Below are 24,464 nucleotides of genomic sequence, written 5' to 3' on the forward strand. Positions count from 1 at the left end.
TTAAACCAAATGTTGAATTTTAACCAAAGCACAATGATGAGAACAGATCTTTTTTTCGCAGCATTTATCTCCTTAGGTGTATTCGCTTCATGTACCAACGATGATTCTACGACACCGACGTTACCCGACGGTGAGGGTAACCGTACGGTAAGAACCTCCATCACCCGGTACGAAGGCGTCGGGCAGACCTTGGAAGGTGAAACCACCATAAACGACATACAGGCTTGTATATTCGAGGACGGAAAAATTTCCCGAATCTACACCGACCTTATCCCTTCGGCCAGCAGCTTTGACATACAGATAGAGAAACATGCCGGGACGTTATACGTATTGACCAACACCCGGGAACAAATCGATCTGGCTGAACTGAAAAGCCAGGAAATTACCGAGGAAGAGTGGCTGAAAAAGTGTATGACGATGAAGGACAACGCACCGGTACATTTCTATTCGGGGAGTCTGAGCCTCGACGACATGAGCAACTCGCAGACAGTGTTACCCGTGAGCCTGAAAAGAGGCGTTGCCCGTTTCGACCTCAATCTGAAAACCGCGGGGGTAACCTCGGTAAACAGCATTACCTTGAAGAATGCGGCTCAATCGGGTACTCTTTTCCCGGCCATGAGCAAATCTTCCACGAAAGAGACCCCGGTCAACGATATGACCGTCACCTTTGACTCCCCCCTCACCACCAATACCTCGGCCGTGTTCTATGCCTATGAGCAGGCTCAGGGTAATCTTGAAATCAGTGTAGATGTAGTCATCGACGGCAAACCCCGTACCCTGACCAAAACATTCCAAGGGGACATCAAGCGCAATACGATCTACACGATTACCGTGCGCAAAGATGTAATCGATGTAACGGTCGATATCACTTTCGACGAATGGGAAGAGGGTACCGACACCGAACTTGTGCCCCAAGCCCTACTCTCGCTCAACTAAACGGGAGCAGAATATAAGATGGGATATCTCCCGCATTTATCTTGTTACACAAAAAAAGAAATAGAAATCATGAGAAAAATAGTTTCAATTTTGCTTTTTATACCGGCTTTCCTGATCTGCCTATCATGCGACGACCAATTTGCAGCGGAGAGTCATCTCGGAAGTACAGACAGGATCATTTGTGCGGAGATATCCCCTCTTTTTTCAGAGAATCAAGTAGACGATGCGAATGACAACCGAATAGACGATATCCAGGCCTACCTGTTTGACGAAGGGGTATTTGTCAAGGCGTATAACGGCGTGAAACGCACCGAGCGCAAATATGAATTTCAGTTCGAGGCCCTGTCGGGAAATCTTTACATCGTGGCCAACGTCTCGCTGCTCCCCGACTTTCAGTCGCCCGCACCCGGTCTGTCGGAATCGCAATGGCAAGAGACACTCATACACGCGGCCTCCGGAACTGCCGAGAGTGTATATACGGGAGTGATCTCACTGTCGGACTACACGGCATCGGACCACATAATCCCGGTATCCCTGAAACGGGTGGCGGCCCGATTCGATTTAAGAATTGCCGTGGCCGGAAGTGCCGAGGTAAAAAACATCACCTTCAAACAGGTGTTGACGGAGGCCTATCTCTTTCCACAATCCGAGGTGGTCTCTCCCGAGAACAGTCCGGCGACCGATATTGTCCTCGCTCCCGAGCAACCCTACACCGGGAGCGAATCGGGAATCCTGTACCTGTATGAACAGCAGAATCCCGGTTTGAAAGTAGCCTTGAATGCCTCGATCGACGGGAAGGAATACTCGCTCGAAACAGATTTACCGAAGAAGATATCGCGCAACACGGTCTACTCCATAACCCTGCGCAAAGATGTAATCGATGCCGACGTACAGTTGACCGTCGAAGAGTGGAAAGACGGTGGCGATACCACCTTGAAACCGGGCATAGACGACCGACTGACCATCGACTCGACTCTGACCCAGCTGCCCCCTTATGCAACCATTGTCCAAGAGGGGACCCGACTCATATTGCCTCACCTGGCCACCGACTTCATCGTGGCCATCAAGAGCGACAGCGAACTGGAAGTCTTCCCCGTAGCCGACCCCTCACTAAGCATAGAGCCGGTCTCTCCCACAGAGTTGAAAAACAAGACGGCAACTTCGCTGGCCAGAATCAACCTGTTCCGAATCCGTAAGAAACTCTACTCCCCCAATATGAGAACCGTCGACCTCAAAGTCTATTTCCATCGGAAAGGATTGAACAACTCCTATCCCGAAGACCATATACAAGTAAGCATGACGGGAAACCCGACGACCAGCGAAGGTATCCTGAATTTCGGGATAGATACCTACACCCACGATTTCAACCGCTACATCGATAACGAATTCGGAGTCTTTACACTCCCCGCCGAGAAAGAGATGCTCGTCGAATTTGCCGAGGAGGAAGACCCTTGGATAAGAATCGACAACGAAAGCGGAAGCAATACCTGGCGGGTATTGGGAGGCTGGCGCCCCAACGACCCCACGGCCAACGGGCGGAGACAGTCGGCCACACTCGTAATCCGAAATAAAGCCGACCACTCCGACCGGGAAGAGTACACCGTGATTCGCCGCAACTATGGCCTGCCGGTAACCTTTCTGCATGGAGTCTGGTGGTGCAAGTACAATGCCATCAAGAATTCAAAATCTTTCGACGACCAGATACTCTCCTCGGCCGACCCGGCAGCACAAGCCAACAAGACCCTATTCCAGTATCTCACCGACTGTACGCCGGACGAATACTACAAACTTTGGGGGTGGGCCTACCAAGGCAATAGCGGACAAGGCATGCAGGTAATCGAGAAAGACAGTGTCATCGTTCTCGAAAGATTCACCCGGGACGAAAAGGTACACATCAACAAACTGCCTCCCACGACCCTCTCGCCCGACGGGTACGAACTCCCCTCGATGGAAGAGTTCAACCGGTTGTTCGATGCCACCGACTACATCTGGATGATGTACAACGGTACACATATCCTCAGGAATCCGTGGAACGGGCATTCCACCGTAAAGCGTCAGCAGCTGCGCAAGAATGGAATACAGGTGGGAGCCATGACCATTTCGAATCTCATCTACATTGCCCTGTCGAGCCCCGACTTCCCCGAACACGAACCGCTCGTCTGGTACGGACCGGCGGCACAATGGAACGACACCGGTATCCTGCACTCCGGCCACTACAACAATATCCTCTTCGGTGTCTACTCACCCACCGGCGAGGGGTGGTATATGAACGGAGGCATGGGCAACCTCTACATGACCAAAAACGGAGCCAGCAGCCATGATACCCGAATCCTGCGGTTCAAGAAGTCGGACGTCGAATATATCTACTGACATTATGCTATCAGCATATATACCCGAAGGGATAAACGAAATAACCAAGATCGTTTATCCCTTCTTCTATATACAACAGAGAATCCTATACGGGCTACAATGAAGCAGTTACTCCCCGATGTAGGACTTTATGGTATTCATGGCTTTTTGATAACTGTTTCCTATTTCACCAACCTGAAACTATCCCGCCCCCTCAGACATTCTATTCTTGGATATAAAAAAGGTGCAAATCTCGCAAACGCTTGATTTACACCTTTATGGCGGAGAGAGAGGCTCTCGAACCTACATATTCAAGAAATATCATAAAATTGCAAATCATTAATAATCAAGCACTATTTGGAGTACATAGTAAATCTAAATCTTTCTGAATATCTTTTGCTATTCCAAATATTGGGTGTATATTTGGGTGTAGAATTTCAAACACACCCAATTATGAATATCAAACGAAACATCATTTTTGCATTGGAAAGCCGGAAGAAGAACGGTGTGCCAATCGTGGAGAACGTGCCTATCCGTATGCGTGTCATATACGCAAGTCAGCGCATTGAGTTTACAACGGGTTACCGCATTGATGTAGCCAAGTGGGATGCTGACAAGCAGCGAGTGAAGAACGGGTGTACCAACAAACTAAAGCAAAGTGCATCTGAAATCAATGCCGATCTGCTGAAATACTATACCGAAATTCAAAACGTGTTCAAGGAATTTGAGGTACAGGAAGCCATGCCCACTACCCAACAGCTAAAGGACGCATTCAACCTGCGGATGAAAGATACAAGTGAAGACCAGGAAGACGTAAAGATAAGTTTTTGGGAGGTATTCGATGAATTTGTAAAAGAATGCGGCAACCAGAATAACTGGACTGAATCCACATACGAAAAGTTTGCAGCCGTTAAAAATCACCTCAAGGAGTTCAAGGAAGATTTAACCTTTGAATATTTCAATGAATTCGGACTGAACGAATATGTCAATTTCCTGCGCGACAAAAAGGATATGAGGAACAGTACCATCGGTAAACAAATGGGATTCCTCAAATGGTTCCTGCGGTGGAGCTTCAAGAAAGACTATCACCAGAATATAGCATACGATACGTTCAAACCGAAATTGAAAACCACCCCCAAGAAGGTAATCTTCCTGACATGGGAAGAACTGAACAGACTTAAAGACTATCAGATACCCAAAGACAAACAGTATCTGGAACGTGTCCGGGATGTTTTCCTGTTCTGTTGCTTTACCAGTCTGCGTTATTCAGATGTTCGCAACCTAAAGAGAAGTGATGTCAAGTCCGACCATATAGAAGTCACCACCGTTAAAACGGCAGATAGTCTGAGTATTGAACTGAACAAGTACAGTAAAGCCATACTTGAAAAATACAAGGACATCCATTTTGAAAACCACATGGTATTGCCTGTTATCAGCAATCAGAAAATGAATGATTATCTGAAAGAACTGGGAGAACTGGCAGAAATTAACGAACCTATACGTGAAACCTACTATAAAGGGAATGAGCGCATAGATGAAGTTACCCCGAAATACGCATTGCTCAGTACTCATGCAGGAAGAAGAACATTCATCTGTAATGCGCTGGCTCTAGGTATTCCGGCACAGGTTGTAATGAAATGGACAGGACACAGTGATTATAAAGCCATGAAGCCCTACATTGACATAGCCGATGATATTAAGGCTAATGCAATGAACAAGTTTAACCAACTATAAAAGTATCAGTCTGTTTCACAGATTATCCATTATTAGAGTTATCTTTGTTAAGTAATAGTTAGTAATATGGAAAATAACAACGAACATAATATAAAGAAAGGTCATTTTGATGCCTTTGTCCATGCTGTCGGTTCGGAAATAGAACAGGCACAAGTCCGGCTCATTACCGCAGCCAATGCCCAGATGTTGTTCCATTACTGGAAAATGGGCAATTATATACTGTACCACCAAAACCTGCATGGCTGGGGTGGTAAAATTATCAAGAAGTTGGCACAGGCAATCAGATTCAATTATCCTGAAAAGAAGGGATATTCGGAGCGTAATCTTACTTATATGTGCCAGTTTGCCCGTTTATATCCGTTAAATGTACTTCGTAGTTTTATTGAAACAGATTCAATACTGTCAGTCCCTAATATTCAAAACATTACTAATGAAGTCCTTAAACTCAACAGCGGGCAATTTACGCAGGAGCTTACTGCGCAAATACAATCAGCTGATAATCAATCTTTAGAAATTACGCAGGAGGTTCCTGCGCAATTTCAGAATGTAGAAAAAACAGTAGCAACCATCTATAAAATAAAAATAGAGGATATAGAAGATTTATTCTTGGCGTCACCGATTGCAAGAATAAATTGGGCAAGCCATATGGTCATACTCAATAATCCGCTACCATTAGGTGTAAGGTATTGGTATATGAAACAATCTGTAGAAATGGGTTGGAGCAGTAATGTGCTGAAAATGCAGATTGAAAGTAATCTGTATGACAGACAAATCAAGAGTAACAAGGTAAACAACTTCACTGCCACACTTCCGGCACCTCAAAGCGATCTTGCCAATTATCTGTTAAAAGACCCGTATATCTTTGACTTGGCAGGAGCAAAGGAAAAGGCTGACGAAAGGGATATAGAAGAACAGTTGGTAAAGCATGTAACCCATTACTTGCTGGAAATGGGTAACGGCTTTGCTTTTGTTGCCAGACAAAAACATTTCCAGATTGGGGACAGTGACTTTTTCGCCGACCTGATTCTATATAATATCAAGCTCCACGCCTATGTCGTCGTGGAATTGAAAGCAACGCCATTCAAACCGGAATATGCAGGGCAGTTAAATTTCTATATCAATGTTGTAGATGATAAACTGAGGGGAGAAAATGATAACAAGACCATCGGTCTTTTGCTGTGCAGGGGTAAGGATGAGGTCGTGGCACAATATGCCTTGGCTGGATATGACCAGCCGATAGGTATCAGCGACTATCAATTGAGCAAGGCAGTACCCGAAAATCTGAAATCTGCCCTACCGAGTATAGAAGAAGTGGAAGAAGAACTGACCTTATTCCTTGACAAGGACAAGAACCCATAATATAAAGTATATGGCAGGAAAGATACAGACGATGATTCCCCAATATGGAGAACTTAACAGAATATACAGAGACTATATAGATAATTACGCTTTTTCTTTTGACAGGCAGAAATTCATATCGGATTTCTATCAGGAGTATAATGACATGAAATCCTTTGAAGCCGCTATCCTTGAACTGGTGCTTGACAAGCAAAAAGAGCAATACACCTTGATACTCAACAGTCTGAAAACTGAAATAGAAAAGAGCATACAGGCTTATGAGATACGCCCGTTAAGTGACAGAGCCATAGAACGTGCTTGCTATCAGCACATGGAAAGGTATTCTCAGGAAATTGAAGCCCAGCTGGATGTTACAAGAAGTCTGAGCAAGCCGCTGAATGAAGCCAACAACAGGTATGATTCCATTGGTTACAGGGAGCATACAGCCGAAGAGGAAAAACAGGCAGAGAAAGAATATGAACGCTGCAAGGCTGAATATGACAGGGAAAAAGCCAAACTGAACAAACTCTATGACCAGCAAAAGGCTACAAGAACAGAGGCATTCCAATATATGAAGAACTGTTGTGCGGACATATACCGTCAAAGCTGCCTTTTTCTGGATATATTGAAGAAATACATTCCTGACGGAAAGCAAGAGAATAAATCAAGCGAGCCAATCAGTCAGCAGGAAACGACAGAAGAACAACAGGAATATTTCAGCATGAAATTACTTTCGCTCATTCATGAGGTGTGCAAAGGAGAACAGTTCGAAGAAATTTCCGCACCAGATTTCTATGCCAATATGAATCTTCACCCCTGCAACTGTAAGCTGAAAATAAAACCGAGAGAGAAAATACGTGTATGCTATCTGATATTCCTGATGAGCGAGAAACTCTCCAAACAGGACAGGGACAAATGGAAAGACAGAATACTGAAACTGCTGGATATTGACGACAGCTACTACAAATCCAAGTACAAGGAGCCTGTTTCAGATTTCCCCAGTGACAGCAACCAAAATTTCGCCAAGGAAATGGAACATATATTCAGATAATCCGTGATATATCCTGATACTTTACGAAAGTTCCACTTTTACCACTCAAAATAATTTTTGAGTGGTATTTTTGTTTTCTGATATTCAATAAGATACAATGATATTCAGTTTGTACCGTCCCCATCCTTACCACTCATAACCCTACCTAATTTTGCATCGTTCGAGAACAGAAATAACAGCCAGTGCGCAGGGCTGATTGTTTAACGACTAAATAGATTGGACGATGACAAATATCCAAGAATTATTATCAAAACCCGTCTGGCAAATGACAGGCGAAGAATTCATATTCCTGAGTAAGCACGCTTCAGGTCAGGCCGAAGCATTGCCGCAACCCGTTACAGACACGGAAAAGAAGTATGTGTACGGAATACTCGGTATAGCCAAACTGTTCGGGTGCAGTCTGCCCACTGCCAACCGCATAAAGAAAAGCGGTAAGATAGACAAGGCGATTACCCAGATAGGGCGCAAGATTATAGTTGATGCAGAACTGGCTCTTGAACTTGCCGGAAAGAAAACAGGAGGACGGAAATAATGGGAGGTATGCTTATGGACTATATGAGAGAAATAAAGGAAATATCTGCAGAACAGGCGATAATCCTTTGGCAAGCCTCACGTCTGAGCCTATCGAAAATCTATGAGAAAGCACCTGAGATTTTAAAAGTGCAAGGTTCGGTCATTGGCACACTGGGCAATTTCAGTGCATCCATAGGCAAAGCCAAAAGTAAAAAGACTTTCAATGTGTCGGCTATTGTAGCCGCCTCATTGAAAAACGGTACGGTACTACGGTATGTGGCAGAACTTCCGGAGAACAAAAGGAAAGTCCTTTATGTGGACACGGAACAAAGCCATTATCACTGCCTGAAAGTCATGAAACGTATTTTACGGCTGGCCGGTCTTCCTGATGACAGGGACAATGAACATCTGGAGTTTCTCGCTTTGAGGAAATACACGCCCGAACAGCGCATCAGGATTGTCGAACAGGCTATCTATAATACACCGGACATAGGGCTTGTAATCATAGACGGCATCCGTGATATGGTATATGACATCAACAGTCCGGGAGAATCGACACGCATCATATCCAAGTTGATGCAGTGGACGGATGACAGGCAAATACACATCCATACGATACTCCACCAGAACAAAGGCGATGAAAACGCAAGAGGGCATATCGGTACGGAGCTGAACAACAAGGCGGAAACCGTTCTTCTCGTGGAAAAGGACAAGAGCAACGGGGATATAAGCAATGTTTCGGCCATGCACATACGTGCAATGGATTTCGAGCCTTTCGCTTTCCGTATCAACGACAATGCATTGCCTGAACTCATAGAGGGGTACAGACCCGAAGCGAAGAAACCCGGAAGACCGGAAGAGGAAAAGTTCGACCCTTACAGGCATATTACCGAACAACAGCACCGCATAGCACTAGAAGCGGCTTTCGGACTGAAAGAGGAATACGGCTACAAGGATCTGGAAACCGCCTTAATCAAGTCTTATATGTCAGTAGGTGTAAAACTGAACCATCAAAAGGCGGTATCACTTATCACCATGCTCCGGAACAAACGGATGATAGTACAGGAGAACGGCAGGAAATACACGTTCAAGCCAGACTTTCACTATTAGACCGTCTAACCTGTAATCACTTCACTTTATTCGGCAGGTCTATATATTAAGGATAAAGCGAAGCGATTGCAGAGAATGTAAAACCGCTTCACTTTATTACCGTATCCTATATATACGAAAATAAAGTGAAGTGATTATACAGACCGTACTTCATAAAAAGGTACGGGCGAAAAGAGAAATAAATATTCCAACCATTATTCAAACACTCATCTTATTATGGATATACAAACAGCAAAACAAATCAGGATAGCGGATTTTCTGTACAGTTTGGGACATTCTCCCGTCAAGCAGCAAGGTATCAACCTGTGGTATAAATCCCCGTTACGGGAAGAGACAGAGCCCTCGTTCAAAATAAATACCGAACGCAACCAATGGTATGATTTTGCAATTGGTAAAGGTGGAAATATCATTGCACTGGCACAGGAACTCTACTATTCCGACTATGTACCTTATCTTCTACAGAAAATCGAGGAACAGACTCCGCACATCCGTCCCGTATCTTTCTCTTTTGGCAAGCAGTCATTTTCCGAACCGAGTTTTCAGGAGTTGGACATTGTACAGCTGACTTCTCCTGCCCTGCTTGCCTATCTACAGGAAAGAGGGATAAACACGGCACTGGCGAAAAGAGAATGTAAGGAAGCCCGTTTCACCCACAACGGCAAACGTTATTTCGCCATTGCTTTTCCGAACATATCGGGTGGATATGAAATCCGCAACCGATATTTCAAGGGATGTATCGCACCAAAAGAAATATCCCATATCAGACAGTCAGGAAAGCCAAGGAGTGCATGTTACGTTTTTGAGGGATTTATGGATTACCTTTCCTTTCTGACCTTAAGACTGGAAAGCTGTCCGCAATCACCCGACTTCGACAGACAGGATTACATAGTTCTTAATTCCGTAGCCAATGTTCCCAAGGCACTCTATCCGTTGGGAAGCTATGAGCGCATCCACTGTTTCTTTGACAATGACCGTGCAGGAATGGAAGCAATACAGCAAATCAGAAAGGAGTATGATGCTACCCGGTATATACGTGACGCCTCGCAAATCTACAGTGGATGTAAAGATCTGAACGAATATTTACAGAAACGAATAGCCGATAGGAAAGAGCAAGCGCAATCTGTCAAAAAGAGGAATGATACACTATCCAAGAAACCGAAAGGCTTCCGGTTATAGCCCACTATAACTACACGCTTCGCTTTCGTAGTTGTGGGCTCTCCCGAGGGGATTAGGGCTTTGCCCTAATGACCCACTCAGGGCGTTTCACCCCTGAGAACCCCGAGCAAAGAGTGACCCTCTCTTTGCAATCTCCGCTTATGGGTTACCCCTAAGAACCCCTCTGCGAAAGCGAGCAAAGTAAATCAATTGTAAACAAAGGAAAGAAGCTATGGCAACAAAATCAAGCATACATATCAAGCCTTGCAACATCGCATCGAGCGAGGCACACAATCGAAGGACTGCCGAGTATATGCGTAATATCGGGGAGTCCAGAATCTATGTCGTTCCCGAACTTTCCACCGATAACGAACAGTGGATAAATCCCGACTTCGGCACTCCCGAACTGCGAACTCATTATGACAATATCAAGCAAATGGTCAAGGAAAAGACCGGACGTGCCATGCAGGAAAAGGAAAGGGAACGCAAGGGAAAGAATGGAAAGATTATCAAGGTGGCGGGATGCTCACCCATCCGTGAAGGAGTATTGCTTATCAGACCGGACACCACACTGGCTGATGTACGCAAATTCGGTGAAGAGTGCCAAAGACGCTGGGGCATCACTCCGCTACAGATTTTCCTGCATAAAGACGAAGGGCATTGGCTGAACGGTCAGCCGGAAGCAGAAGACAAGGAGAGCTTCCAAGTCGGTAACAGATGGTTCAAACCAAATTATCATGCTCATGTCGTATTCGACTGGATGAACCATGAAACTGGAAAGAGCCGAAAGCTCAATGACGAGGATATGGCAACCATGCAGACCCTTGCTTCCGATATTCTCCTGATGGAACGTGGACAGGCAAAAGCTGTCACAGGTAAAGAGCATCTGGAACGAAATGATTTCATCATTGAGAAGCAGAAAGCCGAACTGCAACGTATAGAGGAAACCAAGCGACACAAGGAACAACAAGTAAGCCTTGCCGAACAGGAACTCAAACAGGTAAAAGCAGAGATACGCACGGACAAACTAAAGAAAACAGCCACCAATGCTGCTACCGCCATAGCAAGCGGTGTAGGTTCTCTTTTCGGAAGCGGTAAGCTGAAAGAACTGGAACATCACATCGAGCAGCTACATCAGGAAATTACCAAACGGGACAAAGCTACTGATGAATTAAAAATTCAGATACAACAAATACAGGAACAGCATAGCAGACAAATTCGTAATCTTCAAAGAATACATAATCAAGAACTTGAAGCCAAAGACAAGGAAATATCACGATTGAGCACCTTGCTTGAAAAAGCCCACAAATGGTTTCCCATGTTCAAAGAGATGTTGAGAATGGAAAAATTATGCGCTGTTATCGGGTTTACCAAAGACATGATAGAAAACCTCTTGACAAAGAAAGAATCCATACAATGTAGTGGCAAAATTTATTCCGAAGAACACAGGTGGAAATTTGACATCAAGAATGATATTTTTAGGGTTGAGAAACATCCGATGGATAGTGGTAAGCTTATGCTGACCATAAACCGACAACCCATAGTACAATGGTTTAAGGAACAATGGGAAAAGTTACAGCAGAATCTACGTAACTCGGTGCAGAGAGAGCAAAAATCCAGAGGATTTAGAATATAGAATAGCCTATTATTAATAAAATCAAGTATCTATGCATCCAAACAGATTGTTTTTATTACAGAATCAAAATCCTAAGAATTTATAAAAAATGAAGCCTAAAGAAGTTTTGGAAAAATGGATAGATTGCTTTAACAAAGCAGATGCTTATCATATAGCAGAGCTGTATGCTACTAATGCAGTAAATCATCAAGTCGCAAACGAACCAATAATTGGTAAAGAATCAATCTACAAAATGTTTGTGAATGAATTTGCCACTGCTAAAATGGTTTGTATGGTGGAAAATATTTTTGAAGATGGCGAATGGGCTATCATGGAATGGAAAGACTCTCTTGGACTTCGTGGATGCGGATTTTTTCATGTAAAAGATAACAAAATCGTCTTTCAAAGAGGGTATTGGGATAAACTTTCATTCTTGAAGCAACACAATCTTCCAATTGAATAAGTACTATCAGAATACGGACTGGGAAATTGAAATACCCAGTCCGAGTTATATAATGAATTTTACTTGTTAAACTATTTAAAGTCAGTTGGATAACAAACCATACCTTTCACATTCTCAGTAGCTCCAGGTATTAATTCAGCCACCATGCAATATTCATGAGAGACTTCGAAAGGAAATTCAATTCCTAAATCGATAGCCTTGCGATAGCCAAATCGAGGATAATACTCTTTATGCCCCAATACGACTGCTGTGCCGTAACCCAAAAGTGCTGCCCTCTGATGGGCTTACTGAATCAACATCCCCCCCAATTCCCTTACGCTGGAATTCCGGCAAGACTGCCAATGGAGCTACACTCAGGGATGTGACAGACTGGGTGTCACTATCTATCTTTACTTCTGTAAGTAAGATATACCAGACAATTTGTTTTTCTGTCATTTTCTTGTTCTTATCTAATTGTTAGGCTCATTGTTGTTATACATTGTTTAATTATAGATAAATCGTGAATATCCTTCTCTCTTAAATCGTAGCCCGAATGGAATACTTGTTGCCCTTTTGCAGAAATGCAAGGGATGCTTCTGCCTTCAAAGACTGCTGTTCCAAAATAGTCCGGTTGAAATTCATACCAGCCTCCATCCAAGTCGGCTTGTTTGGAAGTGCCGTCCGCATTCAAGACAAAAGGATGGATATCAATATAGCCTAATTCTTTGCTATACAGTTCCACACGGGTGGGCAACCAATTTGTTTCAATTTGATATCCTCTCTCCTGCAAAAGATCAAGGAGTTGGTCTGTATAATTGGCATCAAAATCAATGTCAATATCTCTATGCAAGCGGGTTTGCTGTCCGTACAAGACATCCACTCCCCAGCCTCCATCCAACCAAAACTGCATGTCCAGGCTTTCCAACAAGTCCAAAACTTGAAATAACTCTGTAATCGTAGTGTGTTCTTTCTTTGTCATATAATAATTCTTTAATAAATAATACTATGCGTAATTATCCAACTGCTTGATTGAAGAAATAAAATTTGCACCCACTCCAATCAGAAAGATAACCCATCCGCTGATCATAAAGACGGATGTGATACCCCATGCTTCCACCCAATATCCTGAAGCTACGATACCCAGCATTGATGGAAAGGTACTCAAACTAAAGATGAGAGAAAAAGTCCGTCCAAGCATGTCCGAAGCCAAGTTCTGCTGAATAATAGCGATGAAAAGCGCATGGTAAATGGAATAGGCTATGCCTCCTGTAAATGTTAGGCAAACAAAACCTATAAATGCGCTTGATGGTAAATAACTGGCGCTAATCAGATACAATCCCAATATCACATAAGCCGTATGCATCACTAATGTTTGCTTGCTTTTCAAAGCCTTACAGGCAAGTACTAAACCGCCCAACAATGCCCCTGAGCCCCAACCCATTTCCACAACTCCCATTTGCAAAATGTTTCCGTTGAAATGCAGAAGCGTCATAAAAGGAAATAACGTAAAAACAGGCATAAGGACAAAAGTCACCAGCGTAAAGCATACGAATAAAGGCAAAATGCCCATTGTACGCCGCAAGGTATGCCAACATTCCGTCAGTTCTTTTTTGAAATCTGGAAGAACTTTCGTTTTTTGAAGAGAAGGAATCTGGACACAAAGTAAGGTCAGACAAGCAGCAACAGCTCCGATCACATCTATGAGCAGAATATACTGTATGGGAAGCCAAACAACGAGGCTTGCCCCTACAACGGGGGCTATCACCTCACTGAAGGATTGAATGGAATGGTACAAACCTGATACCCTGACAAGATGGTGCTTGGGAACCAGTAGAGGGATGCTTGCCTGTAAAGCAGGTGCATGAAACGTACTGCCTATTGAACGACAAGCAGTCAATAGATAAAAAAAAGAAAGGTCTTTATAACCCTTGGTTATCACAATAAAAAGACATAGGGTACAGAACGCGATGAACAAGTCCGAATAAAACATCGTTTTCTTTCGATTCCATCTGTCAACATAGACCCCGGCAAACAAGCCTAATACAAATTGTGGTAAAAATCCAGCTAAAATAGCCAGAGATAAAGCTGTCGGGGATTTAAATTCGTTGCTAATCCAAAAAATAATGGAGAAGCCAACAATCGTACTTGTTAAAATAGATATGAGTTGGCCTATTCCTATCACGGCCAAAGTTGATTTCCAATGATTCATTGTGCTAATATTTCATGCGTTTATAGATAAGTACTTTCGTACATTAAGCAAAACGAAATTCTATCCACACAAAAAACTTGTATTATAATCCACTCCTGACGTTGGAATACAATAACAAATACTTTCAGGACGATGTAAAGTCCTGAAAAATCAAAGTGAATGGATAGATAAATATTAGTCTTTTCTCATCGGATTCTTTTAATATCGCTACTCTTTTATTATGTAGTGGTTGTATTATCTTAAATAAAACAAAAACACCCGACTTTACATTCTTGGGTGCAAAACTGGGTGCTTGTTTTGCAATCTGCTGATTTTCAGCGTTTGTTGCGGAGAGAGAGGGATTCGAACCCCCGGAACCTCTCAGTTCAACGGTTTTCAAGACCGCCGCAATCGACCACTCTGCCATCTCTCCATAGTCGATTCTCCATTTGAGCGGTGCAAAGATACAACTTAAATTCGAGAAATAAAAGCAAATTTATACTTTTTCAAAATGGAATACACATGCTCTACTTTCCCTCCCGCATGGTAATAAAGTACAAGTAATGTCACATCGCGCAGCGACGTGGTATCCAGACAAAGGTCGCTGAGTATGGGCGCGACTCCAAGAAGAATGGACATTTCGTGTCACCCCGCACTCGAAGCAGAGCCCAGACTGGCGTCGCTGGTGGTATTCCTGCCCGGGTATTCCCTGGATTCCGCATCGGGTGCGGAATGACCCGGTGTTGGAGAGTCCCAGCATGTCACCCCGCACTTGATGCGGGGTCCAGAAGGGTGCCGCTGGTGGTATTTCTGCTTGGGTATTCCCTGGATCCCGCATCGGGCTGCCGGAGGCTTGCGGGGGCTCCTCGCCTCCCGGCGCCGCAGGCATAAAAAAAGAGCCGGAGGGTTGTCTTCTCTTGACTTCCTTCCGGCTCTGTCTACTTTAAGGTGGCGGCTACCTACTCTCCCACTTGCGCAGTACCATCGGCGTGACGGGGCTTAACTTCTCTGTTCGGAATGGGTAGAGGTGGATCCCCCGTGCTATAACCGCCTTAATATCTTGATCCTTGACGTTTGAAAAATTTGAACTCTTTACACTCTTCTTTTCTCGCTTCCCCTTATCGGCCCTTCCCGACTCGCCTTACAGAAAGTTTCGGGAGATTAGTTTCGCTCGGCTGTGACATTGCTGCCTATACACCTGCGACCTATCTACGTCATCGTCTCTGACGTCCCTCGTGGAAATCTTATCTTGGGGCGGGCTTCGCACTTAGATGCTTTCAGCGCTTATCCCTTCCAGACTTAGCTACTCGGCTGTGCTCCTGGCGGAACAACCGATACACCAGGGGTCTGTCCAACACGGTCCTCTCGTACTAGTGTCGGCCCCCCGCAAATTTCCTGCGCCCACAACAGATAGAGACCGAACTGTCTCACGACGTTCTGAACCCAGCTCGCGTGCCACTTTAATGGGCGAACAGCCCAACCCTTGGGACCTTCTCCAGCCCCAGGATGTGACGAGCCGACATCGAGGTGCCAAACCACTCCGTCGATATGAGCTCTTGGGAGGGATCAGCCTGTTATCCCCGGAGTACCTTTTATCCTTTGAGCGATGGCCCTTCCATGCGGAACCACCGGATCACTATGCTCTAGTTTCCTACCTGGTCGACTTGTCTGTCTCTCAGTCAAGCACCCTTGTGCCATTACACTCTGCGACCGGTTACCAATCGGTCTGAGGGTACCTTTAGAAGCCTCCGTTACGCTTTTGGAGGCGACCACCCCAGTCAAACTACCCACCAAACAGTGTCCTCGCTCCTGCGAGTTAGCGTTCAAACATTCAAAGGTCCGTATTTCAACATCGGCTCCACGATGACTGGCGTCACCGTCTCACAGCCTCCGGACTATCCTACACATCGAATGCCCAAACGCAATGTTAAGTTGCAGTAAAGGTTCACGGGGTCTGTTCGTCCCGTTGCGGGTAATCGGCATCTTCACCGATACTACAATTTCACCGAACTCACGGTTGAGACAGTGTCCGGATCATTACACCATTCGTGCAGGTCGGAACTTACCCGACAAGGAATTTCGCTACCTTAGGACCGTTATAGTTACGGCCGCCGTTTACCGGGGCTTCAATTCAATGCTTCTCTTGCGATGACATCTCCTCTTAACCTTCCGGCACCGGGCAGGTGTCAGGCTGTATACTTCATCTTTCAATTTCGCACAGCCCTGTGTTTTTGTTAAACAGTTGCCTGGACCTATTCTCTGCGCCCCATCTTACTGGGGACCCTTTTTCCCGAAGTTACAGGGTCAATTTGCCTAGTTCCTTAACCGTGAATCTTTCGAGCGCCTTGGTATATTCTACCCGACTACGTGTGTCCGTTTGGAGTACGGGTGATATAACGATTTGCTTAGCGGATTTTCTCGGGAGCCTGCTTACCACCGCTATTCGATTGCCCGAGGGCTCTCGATACTCTCAGTTTCGGCACTCGGCCCGGATTTGCCTGGGCCGTGTCTACCTACCTCCTTTAACCTGCTATTCCGTCAGCAGGCGGGTGTGTCACTTCTCCGTCTCCACGTCGCTCATTATATCAGTAACGGAATCTTGACCGTTTCTTCCATCGGCTTCGCCGTTCGGCTGCGCCTTAGGTCCCGACTTACCCTGATCCGATTAGCGTTGATCAGGAATCCTTAGTCTTATGGCGAGGGGGTTTCTCGCCCCCTTTATCGTTACTTATACCTACATTTGCTTTTCCGTAAGCTCCAGCATCTCTCGAGAGATACCTTCACTGCCGACGGAATGCTCCCCTACCATGTCTTCCGACATCCACAGCTTCGGTAAAGGGCTTATGCCCGATTATTATCCATGCAAAACTCCTCGACTAGTGAGCTGTTACGCACTCTTTAAATGAATGGCTGCTTCCAAGCCAACATCCTAGCTGTCTTTGCAGTTTTACTTCGTTTGTTCAACTTAGCCCTTATTTCGGGACCTTAGCTGGTGGTCTGAGTTGTTCCTCTTTCGGACATGGACCTTAGCACCCATGCCCTCACTCCCGGGGTTCCAGTGCCAGTATTCGGAGTTTGTCAAGACTTGATAGGCGGTGAAGCCCTCGCATCTTATCAGTCGCTCTACCTCTGACACTTATTTCCCGAGGCTGCACCTAAATGCATTTCGGGGAGTACGAGCTATCTCCAAGTTTGATTGGCCTTTCACTCCTACCCTCAGTTCATCCGTAAGCTTTTCAACGCTTATCAGTGCGGTCCTCCAGTTGGTGTTACCCAACCTTCAACCTGACCAAGGGTAGATCACTTGGTTTCGCGTCTACTGCTGATGACTGTACGCCTTGTTCGGACTTGCTTTCGCTTCGGCTCCGCGACTGAATCGCTTAACCTTGCCATCAACAGTAACTCGTAGGTTCATTATGCAAAAGGCACGCCGTCACGCTTGCGCGCTCCGACCGCTTGTAGGCGCATGGTTTCAGGGTCTTTTTCACTCCTCTGTTCGAGGTTCTTTTCACCTTTCCTTCACAGTACTGGTTCGCTATCGGTCTCTCGGGAGTATTTAGCCTTACGGGATGGTCCCCGCCGATTCGCCCCGGATTTCTCGTGTCCTGGGTTACTCAGGTGTCCATTCGGCTTCTGTCCGTTTTCGCTTACGGGGCTGTCACCCTCTACGGCTACGATTTCCATCGTATTCTGCTAACTTCCTTCCTTGCCTTTGTTATGGATCCTTCTACCCCGGCCCTGCCGTAACAGCGCCGGTTTGGGCTCTTCCGCGTTCGCTCGCCACTACTTGCGGAATCATTGTTATTTTCTTTTCCTGCGGGTACTTAGATGTTTCAGTTCCCCGCGTTGGCCTACCGCTTGGCGGTATGGTCATTGCTGACCGGGTTGCCCCATTCGGACATTTACGGGTCACGGGCTATTTGCGCCTCTCCGTAACTTTTCGCAGCTTATCACGTCCTTCGTCGCCTCCGAGAGCCTAGGCATCCTCCATGCGCCCTTTCTTACTTTCTTTCGGCCGACAATCATTGCTGACCGTCTGTCGTTTTGGGTTGATATGGGTTTGCTTCGTGCTCGTGTTCTCTTTTTTCCAACATGTCAAGGATCTTTCTAGTGGAGAATAACGGATTCGAACCGTTGACCCCCTGCTTGCAAAGCAGGTGCTCTAGCCAGCTGAGCTAATCCCCCCGCTTTCTCTCGGCCTCTCTTCCGCTTGTCTCGGGTCCCTTCTTTTCGGTCCCTTCCGCGCGGCGGCTTCGGTGTAGTCCCAGGCAGATTTGAACTGCCGACCTCTACATTATCAGTGTAGCGCTCTAACCAACTGAGCTATAGGACTGTCTCAAATCGTGCCCTGGCGGGTGTCTCTTTGTTTCCTTTTTTTATATGAATGAAAAGAAGCAGTGCGTCAGGAGTCCGAACTTCTCTCTGTCCTTTCGGCTCTTCCTTGGAATCTCTTCTCCAGAAAGGAGGTGTTCCAGCCGCACCTTCCGGTACGGCTACCTTGTTACGACTTAGCCCCAGTTACCGGTATTACCTTCGTACGCTCCTTGCGGTTGCATGCTTCAGGTACTCCCGGCTTCCATGGCTTGACGGGCGGTGTGTACAAGGCCCGGGAACGTATTCACCGCGCCATGGCTGATGCGCGATTACTAGCGAATCCAGCTTCATGGAGTCGAGTTGCAGACTCCAATCCGAACTGAGACAGGTTTTCGGGATTCGCGCGTCATTGCTGACTGGCTGCCTTCTGTACCTGCCATTGTAACACGTGTGTCGCCCCGGACGTAAGGGCCGTGCTGATTTGACGTCATCCCCACCTTCCTCGCGGCTTGCGCCGGCAGTCTCGACAGAGTCCTCGGCTTGACCCGTTAGTAACTGTCAATAAGGGTTGCGCTCGTTATGGCACTTAAGCCGACACCTCACGGCACGAGCTGACGACAACCATGCAGCACCTCGCAGGCGACCATTGCTGGCTATGGACTTTCACCCATATTCCCCCTGCGTTTGAGCCCGGGTAAGGTTCCTCGCGTATCATCGAATTAAACCACATGTTCCTCCGCTTGTGCGGGCCCCCGTCAATTCCTTTGAGTTTCACCGTTGCCGGCGTACTCCCCAGGTGGAATACTTAACGCTTTCGCTGTACCGCTTACATTATATCGCAAACAGTTAGTATTCATCGTTTACTGCGTGGACTACCAGGGTATCTAATCCTGTTCGATCCCCACGCTTTCGTGCCTCAGCGTCCGTTGCACCCTAGCAGGCTGCCTTCGCAATCGGGGTTCTGCGTGATATCTATGCATTTCACCGCTACACCACGCATTCCGCCTGCCTCTTGTGCACGCTAGCTCGCCAGTTTCAACGGCAGCTCCCGGGTTAAGCCCGGGCATTTCACCGCTGACTTGGCGTGCCGCCTACGCACCCTTTAAACCCAATAAATCCGGATAACGCTCGCATCCTCCGTATTACCGCGGCTGCTGGCACGGAGTTAGCCGATGCTTTTTCTTCGGATACTTGCAATACGCTACGCGTAGCGCACTTTACTCTCCGACAAAAGAAGTTTACAACCCATAGGGCCGTCTTCCTTCACGCGACTTGGCTGGTTCAGTCTGCCGACCATTGACCAATATTCCTCACTGCTGCCTCCCGTAGGAGTTTGGACCGTGTCTCAGTTCCAATGTGGGGGACCTTCCTCTCAGAACCCCTATCCATCGTCGCTTTGGTGGGCCGTTACCCCGCCAACTGGCTAATGGACCGCATGCTCATCTGTAACCAAGATTGCTCTCTTTAGACATCTCCCCATGCGAAGATATGTCGTTATGGGGTATTAGGCCGGATTTCTCCGGGTTATCCCCCTGTTACAGGCAGATTGCATACGTGTTACTCACCCGTGCGCCGGTCGCCGCCAAAGGTATTGCTACCTCCGCGCTGCCCCTCGACTTGCATGTGTTAGGCCTGTCGCTAGCGTTCATCCTGAGCCAGGATCAAACTCTTCGTTGTATATCTGATTTTTCTTTTTTTATACCTTCAAAGTGATTCCCGGCCGAATTGACTTCGTTCTTTCTCTTGTACTACACTTGCTTCTTTTCAGTCTTGTCAATGATCTTTATCTCCCCCGCCTTCCCGAGGTCTTGCCGACCCCTTTCCAGCGGCGAAAGTGTTGCAAAGGTACACCCTTTTTCCTTTCCCCTCCAAATTTTTGAACAACTTTTTTTCAAAAATTTTTTTAGAAAAACCGTTCAATTCATACAACTTTTTTATTTACTGATTGTTATAAACAGTGCTGCATTTTGACTTTTTTCTACACAAAAGCCCCGGCCAAAAGAATTGGCGGGGCTTTCATTCTATTTCGTCCACTAATCAGCCGGGCAATTATAGCAATTTGAAACGCAGGCGGAGAATGCCGTCTTTGTAGTCGTGACTGATGATTTTGAAGGTTCCTATCTCGGAGGTATTCTCAACATGCCGCCCGATGCAGAGGCATTCGTCATAGTCGCCAACCTTGACCACGCGCACCGTGTCGGAGGCATTCTGCGGCAACCGTCCCAAGTCAAACCGGTCGCGAGCCTCGGCCTGCGTGATATATTGCGTTGTCACGGGCAGATGTTCCTGAATGACTCGATTGACAGTCTCTTCGACTTGCCGAATTTCGTCGTCGGAGGGCGGTTGCGGCAGTTTGAAATCGAGTTTGCTTTTCTTTTTCTCGATGTGAGCCGAGACGGCACGACCGCACCCGAAGAGGCGTACCATCGTCTGATTAACGATGTGTTCGGTCGTGTGCATGGGGGGATATTCTTCTTTATTGTGCTCGTTGAGTTGTGGCGTATCGTTCATGACTATCACTATTTAAGTTCGCTATTTCAACAGAAAATCGTATCGGAACGAAACCAGAACCCGAGTAAACTGAACATTGTCGTTCAAGGGGATAGAGAGTTCGGGGCGCACCCACAGTTTGCGGACCTTGAACAGCACACCGGGGACGATGCGATGCTCGACCATACGATACTCCGGGATATTGGTCAGATTGACTACGATTGAGGCCTCTTGAATGACACGACAAGCGGCATGCACCGTATAGCAGGTGTTGTAACCGAATGTCGAATCATAAAAGGGCATGACCCCTGCCCCGAAACTGAACCGACCGGCAGTCTTGTCCAACCCGACTTTCAGACCTCCGTCGTAATAGCGCCCGGCATAATTGGCTCCCGCAAAGGCATGGGCTGAAAACTGAATGTTCCACAACTTGGTATTCAAACTATAACGGCCATTCAAGCGCAGATACTGTTCGCTGAGGTTGCGTATCCACAAGGTATTTTCCAACCCGACCGACCAAGAGCCGCCTTGATAACCGGCGAATACATATTTGTTATTCCGCAACCCTACATAGATAGAACGAGTAGACACGGTGTCGGTTTGTGCCCATACGCCTACCGAAAGAGAGGCATAAAGGGCAAAGAGAAAAAGTCGCAATCTCATAATACTTTTGCCAATCTTACATTAAGTATATTGTAACCCAAATCGTTCAGATGCAGCCCGTCCAGCGAGTAGTCCATATTCAACTTCCCCTCATACAGAAAGTAATCATACACGTCGACAAAGGTGCCATAGTCCAATGACTCTACCATTTGCGAGAGGGCCAGGTTCAGCTCCTGAATGCAACTGTTCAAACGCTCGTTGTCGTTTTTGAAATTTCTTGGCAGAATGGAGATGACAAAGACCCGCCGCGGAGCCCATGTTTCGATCGTGTGCCGATACTCCTCAACGAAATCGGCAATAAACTGCGGGCGAGTATTATCATTAAGAATAGCCGAACCCATGTTGTTGGTTCCCACCAGCATCACCACATCTTTTCCCCGATAGTCGAGATTCCAAGTAAGCAAATCTTCCAGATGGGCTCCACCCACCCCGTCGTTTCTCACAATCCTCGTGGGGAATGCCGAGTACGTGTCCCACCCGGCCACCAGCGAGTCGCCCACGAAACAGAGCTCGGTAGACTCATCATTGGAACAGGCTCCCAAACCCACCATCAAAGGGAGCATCATACACAGGATTTTAGTTCGCACGTAGCGTATCATTCTTGGTATTCTTTATTTTCGGTAAAACCCAATTAAAAAAATAGCGATACAACAATTAAACCTATTATTTGCTACTACTTGTTATGAGTGTTTTGCCTACAAATGTAATATTATTTTGAAAAAGGGCCGATTATTTCGCACAAAATTAGAAAGGTACGAATGCCTGCCTCTCTGAGAAGAACAGACTAATAGAGCAAAGTTCACCCGCTAACCGTAATCGCTTTTACCAACTCATGGCCGATTGGCCGACTTGCTTTTGAACGCGGTTTGTACTATCTTTGGAACCTGGCAAAAACAAAAGCATATGATTTCGACAGAAGAGATAAAACAACTTATCGACAACAACGACTTGGAACGCGCGCTTGCGCATCTTGACGAACGCCTGTCCTGTGACTCGCAGGACGACGAAGCCTACTACTACAAAGGTTCCCTCTTTTGGAAGCAGGGCAACTGGAAAATGGCTATCGAAAACTACCTGAAAGCAACCGAAATCAACCCCGAAAGCCCGGCCCAACAGGCTTATGAGATGGTGATGGAAATCATCAACTTCTCCAACCCCGACCTCTACAACCCCTGATTGCGCTACGCAACCAGTATGCACAAGGCCCCGTAGACCAACAGTTGCACGACCTGTAAAACCCACGATACCTCGGGACGGGAGGCATAGACGCGATAGCTAATCCAGGTCGAAACCACTACATAGAGAGGCAACGACATGACAAATGCCCACGGCAACGAATTGTCGGTGCCGCTTTCGGTAAAGACCTCGGTGGCCCGACTCATGAGCCACGGCCAGGCAAATACCGGCAAGGCCATAATCAGTATCAACACCTTGAACCAGCCGGGAACCTTGCGTGAATAGTTCTCTTTTTCCATCTTACATGATTTTGAGTCAAAGATAGCGAAAGTCGAAAGCAGAAAAACAGGCTTGCTTGATTTTTATGCTGAGACACCTCCTATCTTCTACAAAGATAGCGAAAGTCGACAGCAGAGACAAATGAAAACGCAACATTCAAGTTTACCCATGCCGAGCCACCCTATATCTTCTGTAAAGAGACCAAAATCGAGATTGAAAAGTAAAAAGGGTGTCAATATAAAAAATTGATGTACCTTTGTCCCTGAATCTTAAACACACAAAAACTATGTCTACTTATACCGAAGACACTCGTAAAGTAACGACTCACCGCCTGATGGAGATGAAACTCCGCGGCGAAAAGATTTCGATGTTGACAGCCTACGACTTCTCCATGGCGACCCTCATAGACCAAGCCGGTATCGACGTGATTCTGGTAGGCGACTCGGCCTCCAACGTCATGGCCGGTAACGTGACCACGCTGCCCATCACTCTCGACCAGATGATCTACCACGGCAAATCGGTGGTGCGTGCCGTCAAGCGGGCACTGGTCGTTGTCGACATGCCCTTCGGGTCGTATCAAGGCAACTCCAAAGAGGCCGTGGCCTCGGCTATCCGCATCATGAAGGAGACGCATGCCGACTGTGTGAAGATGGAGGGCGGTGCCGAAATCCGCGAATCGGTTGAGCGCATACTCAGCGCCGGAATCCCCGTTATGGGACACCTCGGTCTTACCCCCCAATCAATCAACAAGTTCGGCACTTATACCGTGCGTGCCCGCGAAGAGGCCGAGGCCAAGAAGCTCATCGAAGATGCCCATCTGCTCGAAGAGATAGGTTGCTTCGGGCTTGTACTCGAAAAAATTCCGGCCGCACTGGCAACCCGAGTAGCCCAGGAGTTGACGATTCCCGTCATCGGTATCGGTGCGGGCGGCGGTGTAGACGGCCAGGTACTCGTGATGCACGACATGCTGGGCATCAACAAAGGGTTCTCGCCGCGGTTCCTCCGCCGGTATGCCGACCTGAGCACCACCATCACCGAGGCTGTACAAGCCTATATCAAAGATGTCAAGACCCGCGACTTCCCCAACGAGAAGGAGCAATACTAAAACGAT

18 protein-coding genes, 3 tRNA genes and 3 rRNA genes are annotated in these 24,464 nt (G+C 46.6%); 12 read left to right on the plus strand and 12 right to left on the minus strand.

Annotation, left to right across the window (positions count from 1 at the left end):
- Positions 1-33: 33 nt before the first annotated feature.
- The 10 genes from BARVI_RS06245 (at position 34) to BARVI_RS06290 (ending at position 12,264) form a co-directional block, all read left to right on the plus strand.
- Complete coding sequence (locus BARVI_RS06245; RefSeq protein ID WP_157232556.1) at positions 34-936, plus strand: hypothetical protein; 903 nt, start codon at positions 34-36, stop codon at positions 934-936.
- 300 nt (positions 937-1,236) lie between these two features.
- On the plus strand, positions 1,237-3,306 hold the full coding sequence (locus tag BARVI_RS06250) for a hypothetical protein (protein WP_198015953.1): 2,070 nt from the start codon (positions 1,237-1,239) through the stop codon (positions 3,304-3,306).
- A gap of 432 nt (positions 3,307-3,738) precedes the next feature.
- Positions 3,739-5,019: a site-specific integrase gene (locus BARVI_RS06255; RefSeq protein ID WP_005795594.1), complete on the plus strand. Its 1,281-nt coding sequence runs from the start codon at positions 3,739-3,741 to the stop codon at positions 5,017-5,019.
- Between the two features lie 66 nt (positions 5,020-5,085).
- Positions 5,086-6,378 carry a PDDEXK nuclease domain-containing protein gene (locus BARVI_RS06260; protein ID WP_005795596.1) on the plus strand — a complete coding sequence of 431 codons (1,293 nt, stop codon included), beginning with the start codon at positions 5,086-5,088 and terminating at the stop codon, positions 6,376-6,378.
- Positions 6,379-6,388: 10 nt separating this feature from the next.
- Positions 6,389-7,408, plus strand: a complete 1,020-nt coding sequence (locus BARVI_RS06265) for a hypothetical protein (RefSeq protein ID WP_005795598.1) — start codon at positions 6,389-6,391, stop codon at positions 7,406-7,408.
- Between the two features lie 223 nt (positions 7,409-7,631).
- On the plus strand, positions 7,632-7,940 hold the full coding sequence (locus tag BARVI_RS06270; RefSeq protein ID WP_007842330.1) for a DUF3853 family protein: 309 nt from the start codon (positions 7,632-7,634) through the stop codon (positions 7,938-7,940).
- A gap of 14 nt (positions 7,941-7,954) precedes the next feature.
- Positions 7,955-9,031: an AAA family ATPase gene (locus BARVI_RS06275; protein WP_009319341.1), complete on the plus strand. Its 1,077-nt coding sequence runs from the start codon at positions 7,955-7,957 to the stop codon at positions 9,029-9,031.
- 216 nt (positions 9,032-9,247) lie between these two features.
- Positions 9,248-10,207, plus strand: coding sequence for a toprim domain-containing protein (locus tag BARVI_RS06280; protein WP_005795604.1), 960 nt, complete (start codon positions 9,248-9,250; stop codon positions 10,205-10,207).
- A 211-nt stretch (positions 10,208-10,418) separates the two neighbouring features.
- On the plus strand, positions 10,419-11,822 hold the full coding sequence (locus BARVI_RS06285; protein ID WP_004308779.1) for a hypothetical protein: 1,404 nt from the start codon (positions 10,419-10,421) through the stop codon (positions 11,820-11,822).
- 88 nt (positions 11,823-11,910) lie between these two features.
- Positions 11,911-12,264 carry a nuclear transport factor 2 family protein gene (locus BARVI_RS06290; RefSeq protein WP_004308780.1) on the plus strand — a complete coding sequence of 118 codons (354 nt, stop codon included), beginning with the start codon at positions 11,911-11,913 and terminating at the stop codon, positions 12,262-12,264.
- Positions 12,265-12,709: 445 nt separating this feature from the next.
- On the opposite strand, the gene lnu(AN2) is transcribed toward BARVI_RS06290, so the two are convergent.
- The 11 genes from lnu(AN2) to BARVI_RS06345 form a co-directional block, all read right to left on the minus strand.
- Positions 12,710-13,222: a lincosamide nucleotidyltransferase Lnu(AN2) gene (gene lnu(AN2), locus BARVI_RS06295; RefSeq protein WP_004308783.1), complete on the minus strand. Its 513-nt coding sequence runs from the start codon at positions 13,220-13,222 to the stop codon at positions 12,710-12,712.
- Positions 13,223-13,246: 24 nt separating this feature from the next.
- The gene (mef(En2), locus tag BARVI_RS06300) at positions 13,247-14,452 is read right to left on the minus strand and encodes a macrolide efflux MFS transporter Mef(En2) (RefSeq protein WP_005786079.1); all 1,206 of its coding nucleotides are present in this window, start codon (positions 14,450-14,452) and stop codon (positions 13,247-13,249) included.
- Between the two features lie 327 nt (positions 14,453-14,779).
- A tRNA-Ser gene (locus tag BARVI_RS06305) sits at positions 14,780-14,864 on the minus strand.
- Between the two features lie 513 nt (positions 14,865-15,377).
- Positions 15,378-15,486, minus strand: a 5S ribosomal RNA gene (gene rrf / locus BARVI_RS06310).
- An 87-nt stretch (positions 15,487-15,573) separates the two neighbouring features.
- Positions 15,574-18,442: ribosomal RNA gene (locus BARVI_RS06315) — 23S ribosomal RNA — on the minus strand.
- A 100-nt stretch (positions 18,443-18,542) separates the two neighbouring features.
- A tRNA-Ala gene (locus BARVI_RS06320) sits at positions 18,543-18,616 on the minus strand.
- 74 nt (positions 18,617-18,690) lie between these two features.
- A tRNA-Ile gene (locus tag BARVI_RS06325) sits at positions 18,691-18,764 on the minus strand.
- Between the two features lie 126 nt (positions 18,765-18,890).
- Positions 18,891-20,422 (minus strand): 16S ribosomal RNA (locus BARVI_RS06330).
- Together the 16S, 23S and 5S rRNA genes with 2 tRNA genes alongside form the textbook arrangement of a ribosomal RNA operon.
- A gap of 372 nt (positions 20,423-20,794) precedes the next feature.
- Positions 20,795-21,256 (minus strand): alanyl-tRNA editing protein, encoded by a 462-nt coding sequence (locus tag BARVI_RS06335; RefSeq protein WP_025278423.1) that lies wholly within the window; start codon positions 21,254-21,256, stop codon positions 20,795-20,797.
- A 21-nt stretch (positions 21,257-21,277) separates the two neighbouring features.
- The gene (locus BARVI_RS06340) at positions 21,278-21,898 is read right to left on the minus strand and encodes a hypothetical protein (protein WP_025278424.1); all 621 of its coding nucleotides are present in this window, start codon (positions 21,896-21,898) and stop codon (positions 21,278-21,280) included.
- Positions 21,895-22,464: an SGNH/GDSL hydrolase family protein gene (locus BARVI_RS06345; RefSeq protein WP_025278425.1), complete on the minus strand. Its 570-nt coding sequence runs from the start codon at positions 22,462-22,464 to the stop codon at positions 21,895-21,897. Before BARVI_RS06345 ends, BARVI_RS06340 begins: the two co-directional genes overlap by 4 nt.
- A 337-nt stretch (positions 22,465-22,801) precedes the next feature.
- On the opposite strand from BARVI_RS06345, the gene BARVI_RS06350 reads away from it, so the two are divergent.
- Positions 22,802-23,074 (plus strand): tetratricopeptide repeat protein, encoded by a 273-nt coding sequence (locus BARVI_RS06350; RefSeq protein WP_025278426.1) that lies wholly within the window; start codon positions 22,802-22,804, stop codon positions 23,072-23,074.
- A 5-nt stretch (positions 23,075-23,079) separates the two neighbouring features.
- Here the strand turns inward: BARVI_RS06350 and BARVI_RS06355 are convergent, their stop codons facing one another.
- Positions 23,080-23,373: a hypothetical protein gene (locus BARVI_RS06355; RefSeq protein WP_025278427.1), complete on the minus strand. Its 294-nt coding sequence runs from the start codon at positions 23,371-23,373 to the stop codon at positions 23,080-23,082.
- A gap of 266 nt (positions 23,374-23,639) precedes the next feature.
- Here BARVI_RS06355 and panB point away from each other — a divergent pair, with 266 nt between their 5' ends.
- Entirely contained in the window at positions 23,640-24,458 is an 819-nt protein-coding gene (gene panB, locus BARVI_RS06360; protein ID WP_025278428.1) for a 3-methyl-2-oxobutanoate hydroxymethyltransferase, read from the plus strand.
- Positions 24,459-24,464: the final 6 nt, after the last annotated feature.

Origin of the sequence: Barnesiella viscericola DSM 18177 (assembly GCF_000512915.1) — a bacterium.
GTDB lineage: Bacteria > Bacteroidota > Bacteroidia > Bacteroidales > Barnesiellaceae > Barnesiella > Barnesiella viscericola.